Raw genomic sequence first — 11,234 nt, forward strand, 5'->3', positions numbered from 1 at the left:
TGAGCCGCTAATGGCAGGGGGAACGGATGACGCCCACGGAGATTTGGCTGCGTCTGATGCGGGTGAATAACCTGTACGGAGATAAAATGGTATTAGTTGCGCGACGGCTGGCTGGCGCAGGTCATGCGGATAATGAAACGTTGCATGAGGCCGGTTTAACTAAAGCGCAGGCAATACAGTTTCTTGCCTTTAAGCAACAGGAGATTGACGCCTCACTGCAATGGTTAGAGCAACCAGAACATCATTTGCTTTCAGCGGATCATACACGTTACCCGCCGCAGCTACGCGCTATCGACGATTATCCCGGCGCGCTGCTGGTGAGCGGTAATGTTGATCTCTTGTGTAGCCGACAGTTGGCGATCATTGGGAGCCGCGCGCACTCGTGGTACGGCGCGCGGTGGGGAAAGGCATTCAGTGAAGCGCTAGCGCGGTATGGCTTGACCATTACTAGCGGTCTGGCGTTGGGGATTGACGGCATTGCCCATCGCGGGGCGTTGGCGGTAAAGGGAAAAACCATCGCCGTATTAGGCAATGGTTTATCTGATATCTATCCGCACCGGCATCGGGCTTTAGCAAAGCAGATCGAGGAAAGCGGCGGCGCGCTACTTTCCGAATTTCCTCTCTCTGCGCGACCGTTACCGGGGAATTTCCCACGCCGCAACCGGATTATCAGCGGGTTAAGCGCTGGGGTTCTGGTGATAGAGGCCGCCTTGAAAAGCGGTTCCCTGGTAACTGTCCGCTGCGCGCTGGAACAGGGTAGAGATGTATTTGCCCTGCCTGGGCCAATTGGCAATCCAGGCTCTGAAGGGCCGCACTGGCTGATAAAGCAGGGAGCGGTTCCCGTTACCGCACCGGAAGAGATCCTTGAGTATTGGCAATATGAGCTGTCAGCGCGGGAAGAGACCGCTGATTTGCTAAATAATTACGCAGATCAGCCCCCTGTAGCATTGCCATTTCCAGAGCTCCTGGCTAACGTAGGAGATGAGGTAACACCTGTTGACGTTGTCGCTGAACGTGCCGGCCAATCTGTGCCAGTAACCGTAGCCCAGCTACTTGAACTGGAGTTAGCAGGCTGGATCGCAGCTGTACCCGGCGGCTATGTCCGATTAAGGAGGGCAAGCCATGTTCGACGTACTCATGTATTTGTTTGAGACTTATATCCATAACGAAGCAGAAATGCGCGTGGATCAGGACAAACTGACGCGGGATCTGACCGATGCAGGTTTTGAGCGGGAAGACATCTATAACGCGTTAATGTGGCTCGAGAAACTGGCTGATTATCAGGAAGGTCTCGTTGAACCCATGCAGCTCGCCTCCGACCCGCTCTCTCTTCGGGTATATACCGATGAAGAGTGCCAGCGTCTGGATGCCAGCTGTCGAGGATTTTTACTCTTCCTCGAGCAGATCCAGGTGTTGAACCTCGAAACGCGAGAAATGGTGATAGAGCGCGTACTGGCGCTGGATACGGCAGAGTTTGAACTGGAAGACCTGAAATGGGTGATCCTGATGGTTCTGTTTAATATTCCGGGCTGTGAAAACGCCTATCAGCAAATGGAAGAATTACTCTTCGAAGTAAATGAAGGTATGCTGCATTAATCTTATTGCAGCAACATCGAGTTGTTATGACCAAATCAGCACTGTTTTCGGTGCGTAAAAACGAGCCCTGCCCGCAGTGCGGGGCCGAACTGGTGATTCGTTCCGGGAAACATGGCCCGTTTCTCGGCTGTTCTCACTATCCGGACTGTGACTATGTCCGTCCCCTGAAAAGTCAGGCGGATGGACATATCGTCAAGGTGCTGGAGGGGCAAGAGTGCCCATCTTGCGGCGCTGTTATGGTGTTACGCCAGGGGCGCTTTGGTATGTTCATCGGCTGCAGTCGTTATCCCGAATGCGAACATACCGAGCTGATTGATAAACCTGATGAGACCGCTATCGCGTGTCCGCAATGCGGACAGGGTCATCTGGTGCAGCGTCGCTCCCGTTTCGGTAAAACCTTTCACTCCTGCGATCGCTACCCTGATTGCCAGTTCGTTATTAATTTTAAACCGGTGGCGGGCGAATGCCCTGAATGCCATTACCCGCTATTAATAGAAAAGAAAACGGCGCAGGGTGTTAAACGCTTTTGCGCCAGTAAACAATGTGGAAAGCCGATCCCGGCGGAACAAATAAGTGAATAAAAACCTGCCCTCAGAAACCGTCGCACAGGCTGTGGCGGTACTGAATAATGAACATGTTATCGCCTATCCAACCGAAGCGGTATTTGGCGTTGGTTGCGATCCGGATAGCGAAACGGCCGTGATGCGTCTTCTGGCGTTAAAACAGCGCCCTGTTGAAAAGGGACTGATTCTTATCGCCGCCAGCTTTGAACAGTTGAAACCGTATATTGATGATTCCCGGTTAAGCGACGCCCAGCGTGAAGCTATCTTTTCCTGTTGGCCCGGCCCGGTGACGTTCGTGTTCCCGGCGCGTCCGGATACTCCACGCTGGCTGACGGGGCGCTTTGATTCGCTGGCCGTGCGCGTTACCGATCATCCACTGGTAATTGAATTATGTGAAGCCTACGGAAAGCCGCTGGTCTCAACGAGCGCCAACTTAACCGGTCAGCCGCCGTGCCGTACTACTGCTGAAGTACGTGCCCAGTTTGGCGACAGTTTCCCGGTGGTGGATGGCGCAACGGGCGGGCGGCAAAACCCATCTGAAATCCGTGATGCCCTGACGGGTGAACAGTTCCGCCAGGGGTAATTTATGGAAACTTATGCCGTTTTTGGTAACCCTATAGCGCATAGCAAGTCGCCTTCCATTCATCAGTTGTTTGCCGAACAGTTACATATTGCGCACCCCTACGGTCGGGTACTGGCGCCATTAGATGATTTTGTGAATACCCTGGACGCTTTTTTCAACACGGGCGGTAAGGGCGCTAACGTGACCGTTCCCTTTAAAGAGGAAGCTTTTGCCCGTGCCGATGAACTCACTGAACGCGCCGCGCTGGCTGGTGCAGTCAATACGTTGAAGCGCCTGGAAGATGGCCGTCTGCTTGGCGACAATACGGATGGCATAGGGTTATTAAGCGATTTAGAGCGCCTGGGGTTTATCAAACCTGGTATGAGGATTTTATTGATTGGCGCAGGCGGCGCATCGCGTGGTGTATTGTTACCGCTGCTCTCTTTAGATTGCGCGGTCACTATTGTTAACCGTACTTTTTCCCGCGCTCATGAGCTGGCAACGCTTTTTGCTCATACCGGCAGCGTTAGCGCGTTACCGCTGGATAAACTGGAAGGCCACCAGTTTGACCTCATTATTAACGCGACGTCCAGCGGTATAAGTGGCGATATCCCGGCAATACCTTCCTCGTTAATTCATGCCGACGTTTACTGCTATGACATGTTTTATCAGAAAGGAAATACGCCATTTCTGCATTGGTGCCAGCAGTATGGCGCTAAAAAACTGGCGGATGGATTAGGTATGCTGGTGGCTCAGGCCGCACATGCCGTTCTGCTGTGGCACGGTACGCTACCGGAAATTGCTCCGGTAATTGCCGTTTTACATCAGGAACTGAATGCGTGAACCAGGCGATCCAATTTCCCGATAGAGAAGAGTGGGACGCTGAACGGCAATGCATCCTATTCCCGGCGCTGGTCAATGGTATGCAGTTAACCTGCGCTATTCGGAGTAAGACACTGCAGCAACGATTCGGTGGCGATGAGCCAGCGCAGTGGCTGGCTCTATTTAGTGAACATCGCTGGGATCTGGAAGATGAAGCGGAAGCGCTAATTCGCGATCGGCAAGAAGACCCTCAGGGTTGGGTCTGGTTTTCCTGATCCAGGTAGTCGTCTTTCCACTTCACATAGTTGTTGGCTGAATACTTCAGCCCTGCATATTCCGCCTCCGTCAGGGGGCGGATTTGTTTTACCGGATTGCCAAAGTAGAGGTATCCGCTTTCCAGACGCTTGTTTTGCGGAACCAGGCTGCCGGCGCCGATCATCACGTCATCCTCTACTACCACGCCATCCAGCAGAATTGACCCCATTCCGACAAGAATGCGATTGCCGATAGTGCAACCGTGCAGCATGACCTTATGCCCGACGGTAACATCCTCACCGATGAGCAGCGGATTACCTTCAGGGTTATAAGAAGACTTGTGGGTGACATGCAGGACGCTGCCGTCCTGAATATTCGAACGTGCGCCGATTGACACATAGTTCACGTCGCCGCGGATGGCGACCAGTGGCCAAATGCTTACATCATCGGCAATTCTGACGTCGCCTATCACAACGCTGCTGGGATCCACCATCACCCGCAGACCGATTTGGGGAAATAATTCTTTATAAGGACGTATATTACTGGACATGGCTGCCTCAACATCAGGGTAGATAAGCAGACTTTGGTAGCTTTCAGGCGCTCCCGCAACCCCTTTTTCTGATAAAAATTGAGCTATTTGAGCAATAACAGCGCGAAAAGCGCGAAAAACCATCATTCAGAAAAAAAGATCGAAAAAAGGCTTGTGCAAAAAAATGGGATCCCTATAATGCGCACCCACTGACACGGCAGATGTGAATCACTTCACACAAACAGCCGGTTCGGTTGAAGAGAAAAATTCTGAAATTCAGGGTTGACTCTGAAAGAGGAAAGCGTAATATACGCCACCTCGCGACAGAGCGCTAAAGCGCGTCGCAACTGCTCTTTAACAATTTATCAGACAATCTGTGTGGGCACTCAAAGTGACATGGATTCTTAACGTCCTCGGACGAAAAATGAATACCAAGTCTCTGAGTGAACATACGTAATTCATTACGAAGTTTAATTCACGAGCATCAAACTTAAATTGAAGAGTTTGATCATGGCTCAGATTGAACGCTGGCGGCAGGCCTAACACATGCAAGTCGAGCGGTAGCACAGAGAGCTTGCTCTCGGGTGACGAGCGGCGGACGGGTGAGTAATGTCTGGGAAACTGCCTGATGGAGGGGGATAACTACTGGAAACGGTAGCTAATACCGCATAACGTCGCAAGACCAAAGTGGGGGACCTTCGGGCCTCATGCCATCAGATGTGCCCAGATGGGATTAGCTAGTAGGTGGGGTAATGGCTCACCTAGGCGACGATCCCTAGCTGGTCTGAGAGGATGACCAGCCACACTGGAACTGAGACACGGTCCAGACTCCTACGGGAGGCAGCAGTGGGGAATATTGCACAATGGGCGCAAGCCTGATGCAGCCATGCCGCGTGTATGAAGAAGGCCTTCGGGTTGTAAAGTACTTTCAGCGAGGAGGAAGGCATTAAGGTTAATAACCTTAGTGATTGACGTTACTCGCAGAAGAAGCACCGGCTAACTCCGTGCCAGCAGCCGCGGTAATACGGAGGGTGCAAGCGTTAATCGGAATTACTGGGCGTAAAGCGCACGCAGGCGGTCTGTCAAGTCGGATGTGAAATCCCCGGGCTCAACCTGGGAACTGCATTCGAAACTGGCAGGCTAGAGTCTTGTAGAGGGGGGTAGAATTCCAGGTGTAGCGGTGAAATGCGTAGAGATCTGGAGGAATACCGGTGGCGAAGGCGGCCCCCTGGACAAAGACTGACGCTCAGGTGCGAAAGCGTGGGGAGCAAACAGGATTAGATACCCTGGTAGTCCACGCCGTAAACGATGTCGACTTGGAGGTTGTGCCCTTGAGGCGTGGCTTCCGGAGCTAACGCGTTAAGTCGACCGCCTGGGGAGTACGGCCGCAAGGTTAAAACTCAAATGAATTGACGGGGGCCCGCACAAGCGGTGGAGCATGTGGTTTAATTCGATGCAACGCGAAGAACCTTACCTACTCTTGACATCCAGAGAACTTAGCAGAGATGCTTTGGTGCCTTCGGGAACTCTGAGACAGGTGCTGCATGGCTGTCGTCAGCTCGTGTTGTGAAATGTTGGGTTAAGTCCCGCAACGAGCGCAACCCTTATCCTTTGTTGCCAGCGGTCCGGCCGGGAACTCAAAGGAGACTGCCAGTGATAAACTGGAGGAAGGTGGGGATGACGTCAAGTCATCATGGCCCTTACGAGTAGGGCTACACACGTGCTACAATGGCATATACAAAGAGAAGCGACCTCGCGAGAGCAAGCGGACCTCATAAAGTATGTCGTAGTCCGGATTGGAGTCTGCAACTCGACTCCATGAAGTCGGAATCGCTAGTAATCGTAGATCAGAATGCTACGGTGAATACGTTCCCGGGCCTTGTACACACCGCCCGTCACACCATGGGAGTGGGTTGCAAAAGAAGTAGGTAGCTTAACCTTCGGGAGGGCGCTTACCACTTTGTGATTCATGACTGGGGTGAAGTCGTAACAAGGTAACCGTAGGGGAACCTGCGGTTGGATCACCTCCTTACCTTAAAGAACCTGCCTTTGTAGTGCTCACACAGATTGTCTGATGAAAGTAAAGAAGCAAGGCGTCTTGCGATTGAGACTTCAGTGTCCCCTTCGTCTAGAGGCCCAGGACACCGCCCTTTCACGGCGGTAACAGGGGTTCGAATCCCCTAGGGGACGCCACTTGCTGGTTCGTGAGTGAAAGACGCGCGCCGACATATCTCAAAACTCATCTTCGGGTGACGTTTGAGATATTTGCTCTTTAAAAATCTGGATCAAGCTGAAAATTGAAACGACACACAGTCAATGTGTGTTCGAGTCTCTCAAATTTTCGCGACACGAAAATGTTTTACGAAACATCTTCGGGTTGTGAGGTTAAGCGACTAAGCGTACACGGTGGATGCCCTGGCAGTCAGAGGCGATGAAGGACGTGCTAATCTGCGAAAAGCGTCGGTAAGGTGATATGAACCGTTACAGCCGGCGATGTCCGAATGGGGAAACCCAGTGCAATTCGTTGCACTATCGTTAACTGAATACATAGGTTAACGAGGCGAACCGGGGGAACTGAAACATCTAAGTACCCCGAGGAAAAGAAATCAACCGAGATTCCCCCAGTAGCGGCGAGCGAACGGGGAGCAGCCCAGAGTCTGAATCAGCTTGTGTGTTAGTGGAACGGTCTGGAAAGTCCGACGGTACAGGGTGATAGTCCCGTACACCAAAATGCACAGGCTGTGAACTCGAAGAGTAGGGCGGGACACGTGGTATCCTGTCTGAATATGGGGGGACCATCCTCCAAGGCTAAATACTCCTGACTGACCGATAGTGAACCAGTACCGTGAGGGAAAGGCGAAAAGAACCCCGGCGAGGGGAGTGAAAAAGAACCTGAAACCGTGTACGTACAAGCAGTGGGAGCACCTTTATGGTGTGACTGCGTACCTTTTGTATAATGGGTCAGCGACTTATATTCTGTAGCAAGGTTAACCGTATAGGGGAGCCGCAGGGAAACCGAGTCTTAACTGGGCGTTAAGTTGCAGGGTATAGACCCGAAACCCGGTGATCTAGCCATGGGCAGGTTGAAGGTTGGGTAACACTAACTGGAGGACCGAACCGACTAATGTTGAAAAATTAGCGGATGACTTGTGGCTGGGGGTGAAAGGCCAATCAAACCGGGAGATAGCTGGTTCTCCCCGAAAGCTATTTAGGTAGCGCCTCGTGAACTCATCTTCGGGGGTAGAGCACTGTTTCGGCTAGGGGGTCATCCCGACTTACCAACCCGATGCAAACTACGAATACCGAAGAATGTTATCACGGGAGACACACGGCGGGTGCTAACGTCCGTCGTGAAGAGGGAAACAACCCAGACCGCCAGCTAAGGTCCCAAAGTCACAGTTAAGTGGGAAACGATGTGGGAAGGCACAGACAGCCAGGATGTTGGCTTAGAAGCAGCCATCATTTAAAGAAAGCGTAATAGCTCACTGGTCGAGTCGGCCTGCGCGGAAGATGTAACGGGGCTAAACTGTGCACCGAAGCTGCGGCAGCGACACTATGTGTTGTTGGGTAGGGGAGCGTTCTGTAAGCCTGCGAAGGTGACCTGTGAGGGTTGCTGGAGGTATCAGAAGTGCGAATGCTGACATAAGTAACGATAATGCGGGTGAAAAGCCCGCACGCCGGAAGACCAAGGGTTCCTGTCCAACGTTAATCGGGGCAGGGTGAGTCGACCCCTAAGGCGAGGCCGAAAGGCGTAGTCGATGGGAAACAGGTTAATATTCCTGTACTTGGTGTTACTGCGAAGGGGGGACGGAGAAGGCTATGTTAGCCGGGCGACGGTTGTCCCGGTTTAAGCATGTAGGCGGAGGTTCCAGGTAAATCCGGTACCTTTTAACGCTGAGGTGTGATGACGAGGCACTACGGTGCTGAAGTAACAAATGCCCTGCTTCCAGGAAAAGCCTCTAAGCATCAGGTAACATCAAATCGTACCCCAAACCGACACAGGTGGTCAGGTAGAGAATACCAAGGCGCTTGAGAGAACTCGGGTGAAGGAACTAGGCAAAATGGTGCCGTAACTTCGGGAGAAGGCACGCTGATATGTAGGTGAAGCCCCTGCGGGTGGAGCTGAAATCAGTCGAAGATACCAGCTGGCTGCAACTGTTTATTAAAAACACAGCACTGTGCAAACACGAAAGTGGACGTATACGGTGTGACGCCTGCCCGGTGCCGGAAGGTTAATTGATGGGGTTATCCGTAAGGAGAAGCTCTTGATCGAAGCCCCGGTAAACGGCGGCCGTAACTATAACGGTCCTAAGGTAGCGAAATTCCTTGTCGGGTAAGTTCCGACCTGCACGAATGGCGTAATGATGGCCAGGCTGTCTCCACCCGAGACTCAGTGAAATTGAACTCGCTGTGAAGATGCAGTGTACCCGCGGCAAGACGGAAAGACCCCGTGAACCTTTACTATAGCTTGACACTGAACATTGAGCCTTGATGTGTAGGATAGGTGGGAGGCTTTGAAGCGTGGACGCCAGTCTGCGTGGAGCCAACCTTGAAATACCACCCTTTAATGTTTGATGTTCTAACGTTGGCCCCTAATCGGGGTTGCGGACAGTGTCTGGTGGGTAGTTTGACTGGGGCGGTCTCCTCCCAAAGAGTAACGGAGGAGCACGAAGGTTAGCTAATCCTGGTCGGACATCAGGAGGTTAGTGCAATGGCATAAGCTAGCTTGACTGCGAGCGTGACGGCGCGAGCAGGTGCGAAAGCAGGTCATAGTGATCCGGTGGTTCTGAATGGAAGGGCCATCGCTCAACGGATAAAAGGTACTCCGGGGATAACAGGCTGATACCGCCCAAGAGTTCATATCGACGGCGGTGTTTGGCACCTCGATGTCGGCTCATCACATCCTGGGGCTGAAGTAGGTCCCAAGGGTATGGCTGTTCGCCATTTAAAGTGGTACGCGAGCTGGGTTTAGAACGTCGTGAGACAGTTCGGTCCCTATCTGCCGTGGGCGCTGGAGAATTGAGGGGGGCTGCTCCTAGTACGAGAGGACCGGAGTGGACGCATCACTGGTGTTCGGGTTGTCATGCCAATGGCATTGCCCGGTAGCTAAATGCGGAAGAGATAAGTGCTGAAAGCATCTAAGCACGAAACTTGCCCCGAGATGAGTTCTCCCTGAGACTTTAAGTCTCCTGAAGGAACGTTAAAGACGATGACGTTGATAGGTCGGGTGTGTAAGCGTAGCGATACGTTGAGCTAACCGATACTAATGAACCGTGAGGCTTAACCTTACAACGCCGAAGATGTTTTGGCGATTTGAGACGATTTTCAGCGTGATACAGATTAATCAGTGCGTCGTAATGACGGGCTGGTAAAACAGAATTTGCCTGGCGGCGATAGCGCGGTGGTCCCACCTGACCCCATGCCGAACTCAGAAGTGAAACGCCGTAGCGCCGATGGTAGTGTGGGGTCTCCCCATGTGAGAGTAGGGAACTGCCAGGCATCAAATTTAGCGTGCTGATATGGCTCAGTTGGTAGAGCGCACCCTTGGTAAGGGTGAGGTCCCCAGTTCGACTCTGGGTATCAGCACCACTTTTTAGGTTAAAGTTCGGCACTTGTAAAGAATTTGCCTGGCGACGAGAGCGCGGTGGTCCCACCTGACCCCATGCCGAACTCAGAAGTGAAACGCCGTAGCGCCGATGGTAGTGTGGGGTCTCCCCATGTGAGAGTAGGGAATTGCCAGGCATCAAATAAAACAAAAGGCTCAGTCGAAAGACTGGGCCTTTTGTTTTATCTGTTGTTTGTCGGTGAGCGCTCTCCGGAGTAGGGACAAATCCGCCGGGAGCGGATTTGAACGTTGCGCAGCAACGGCCCGGAGGGTGGCGGGCAGGACGCCCGCCATAAACTGCCAGGCATCAAATAAAACAAAAGGCTCAGTCGAAAGACTGGGCCTTTTGTTTTTATGTTTTGCGGCCAGATGCGGCACCAGTTCCCCGGTGGCGCTATGCTTACCGGGGCTACGCAACCCGTAGCCCGGAAAAGGCGCATCGCGCCGCCTCCGGGGAAAGCCGCTGCCATAGCAACGTAAACGAAAGGCTCCGTCGGAAGACTGGGCCTTTTGTTTTGGTGTTTTGCGGCCAGACGCGCCGCTATCTTCCCCGGTGGCGCTGCGCTTACCGGGGCTACAGTCCTGTAGCCCGGAAAAGGCGCATCGCGCCGCCTCCGGGGAAAGCCGCTGCCATAGCAACGTAAACGAAAGGCTCAGTCGGAAGACGGGCTTTCTGCTTTTGTCTTTTGCGGCCAGACACGCCGCCATCTCCCCCGGTGGCGCTGCGCTTACCGGGGCTACGCAACCCGTAGCTAGGAAAAGGTGCGCAGCACTGCCTCCGGGGAAAGCCGCTGCCATAGCAACGTAAACGAAAGGCTCAGTCGGAAGACCGGGCTTTCTGCTTTTGTCTTTTGCGGCCAGACGCGGTACCAGTTCCCCGGTGGCGCTACGCTTACCGGGGCTACGCAACCCGTAGCCCGGAAAAGGTGCGCAGCACCGCCTCCGGGAAAAGCCGCTGCCATATCAACGTAAACAAAAGGCCCAGTCACACGACTGGGCCTTTTGTTTTTCTGGCGACTGAGCCAAAGGGAACGCCTCCAGGCTGAGCATTCATGGAGAGGAATTGCTAACGAGTCAGCGCCACGATACCTAACGTGAGACCGGCAACCGCTGCGGCCCCACCGGCGATCGCGCCAGCCGTTTCCCAGTTATCCTGTGTTGTGCCTTTTACACAGGTATTGGTATGCACCAGTCGGCCCTGCGAGTCATAGACAGGCACGCACGGGGAATCATGGGCACAGCCAGCAAGCAACGTTGCTAACAATGTCACTAATATTAATTTTTTCATGGTATTACCTCTAA

Annotated in this window: 9 protein-coding genes, 2 tRNA genes and 4 rRNA genes; 12 read left to right on the forward strand and 3 right to left on the reverse strand. The window is 53.0% G+C overall.

Annotation, left to right across the window (positions count from 1 at the left end):
• The first annotated feature begins 26 nt into the window (after window positions 1-26).
• From dprA to ABLV66_RS02280, 6 genes are read left to right on the forward strand one after another with little or no spacing between them, the layout of a single operon-like run.
• Window positions 27-1,151: a DNA-protecting protein DprA gene (gene dprA, locus ABLV66_RS02255; protein WP_348876543.1), complete on the forward strand. Its 1,125-nt coding sequence runs from the start codon at window positions 27-29 to the stop codon at window positions 1,149-1,151.
• On the forward strand, window positions 1,123-1,596 hold the full coding sequence (gene smg / locus ABLV66_RS02260; RefSeq protein WP_015369440.1) for a DUF494 family protein Smg: 474 nt from the start codon (window positions 1,123-1,125) through the stop codon (window positions 1,594-1,596). The genes dprA and smg overlap by 29 nt, the downstream gene beginning before the upstream one ends.
• Window positions 1,597-1,622: 26 nt before the next feature.
• Window positions 1,623-2,177: a DNA topoisomerase family protein gene (locus ABLV66_RS02265; protein WP_015369441.1), complete on the forward strand. Its 555-nt coding sequence runs from the start codon at window positions 1,623-1,625 to the stop codon at window positions 2,175-2,177.
• Window positions 2,170-2,742 (forward strand): L-threonylcarbamoyladenylate synthase type 1 TsaC, encoded by a 573-nt coding sequence (tsaC, locus tag ABLV66_RS02270; protein ID WP_015703634.1) that lies wholly within the window; start codon window positions 2,170-2,172, stop codon window positions 2,740-2,742. The genes ABLV66_RS02265 and tsaC overlap by 8 nt, the downstream gene beginning before the upstream one ends.
• A gap of 3 nt (window positions 2,743-2,745) precedes the next feature.
• Window positions 2,746-3,564, forward strand: coding sequence for a shikimate dehydrogenase (gene aroE / locus ABLV66_RS02275; protein WP_047047081.1), 819 nt, complete (start codon window positions 2,746-2,748; stop codon window positions 3,562-3,564).
• Complete coding sequence (locus ABLV66_RS02280; RefSeq protein WP_047078584.1) at window positions 3,561-3,818, forward strand: DUF1488 family protein; 258 nt, start codon at window positions 3,561-3,563, stop codon at window positions 3,816-3,818. Before aroE ends, ABLV66_RS02280 begins: the two co-directional genes overlap by 4 nt.
• Here the strand turns inward: ABLV66_RS02280 and ABLV66_RS02285 are convergent.
• Window positions 3,794-4,348, reverse strand: coding sequence for a gamma carbonic anhydrase family protein (locus ABLV66_RS02285; protein ID WP_047078585.1), 555 nt, complete (start codon window positions 4,346-4,348; stop codon window positions 3,794-3,796). The genes ABLV66_RS02280 and ABLV66_RS02285 overlap by 25 nt on opposite strands.
• Before the next feature lie 471 nt (window positions 4,349-4,819).
• Here ABLV66_RS02285 and ABLV66_RS02290 point away from each other — a divergent pair.
• The 6 genes from ABLV66_RS02290 to rrf (ABLV66_RS02315) all read left to right on the forward strand — a co-directional run bounded on the left by ABLV66_RS02290 (window position 4,820) and on the right by rrf (ABLV66_RS02315) (window position 10,069).
• Window positions 4,820-6,359, forward strand: a 16S ribosomal RNA gene (locus ABLV66_RS02290).
• 85 nt (window positions 6,360-6,444) lie between these two features.
• Window positions 6,445-6,520: transfer RNA gene (locus ABLV66_RS02295), tRNA-Glu, on the forward strand.
• Between the two features lie 190 nt (window positions 6,521-6,710).
• Window positions 6,711-9,615 (forward strand): 23S ribosomal RNA (locus tag ABLV66_RS02300).
• A 95-nt stretch (window positions 9,616-9,710) separates the two neighbouring features.
• Window positions 9,711-9,826 (forward strand): 5S ribosomal RNA (gene rrf, locus ABLV66_RS02305).
• 14 nt (window positions 9,827-9,840) lie between these two features.
• Window positions 9,841-9,916, forward strand: a tRNA-Thr gene (locus tag ABLV66_RS02310).
• Between the two features lie 37 nt (window positions 9,917-9,953).
• Window positions 9,954-10,069, forward strand: a 5S ribosomal RNA gene (gene rrf / locus ABLV66_RS02315).
• Together the 16S, 23S and 5S rRNA genes with 2 tRNA genes alongside form the textbook arrangement of a ribosomal RNA operon.
• Window positions 10,070-10,088: 19 nt before the next feature.
• Here the strand turns inward: rrf (ABLV66_RS02315) and ABLV66_RS02320 are convergent.
• Entirely contained in the window at window positions 10,089-10,640 is a 552-nt protein-coding gene (locus tag ABLV66_RS02320; RefSeq protein ID WP_512173809.1) for a hypothetical protein, read from the reverse strand.
• A 358-nt stretch (window positions 10,641-10,998) separates the two neighbouring features.
• Window positions 10,999-11,220: a hypothetical protein gene (locus tag ABLV66_RS02325; protein WP_015369447.1), complete on the reverse strand. Its 222-nt coding sequence runs from the start codon at window positions 11,218-11,220 to the stop codon at window positions 10,999-11,001.
• Window positions 11,221-11,234: the final 14 nt, after the last annotated feature.

This window comes from Klebsiella sp. CN_Kp073, assembly GCF_040065495.2.
Lineage (GTDB): Bacteria > Pseudomonadota > Gammaproteobacteria > Enterobacterales > Enterobacteriaceae > Klebsiella > Klebsiella aerogenes.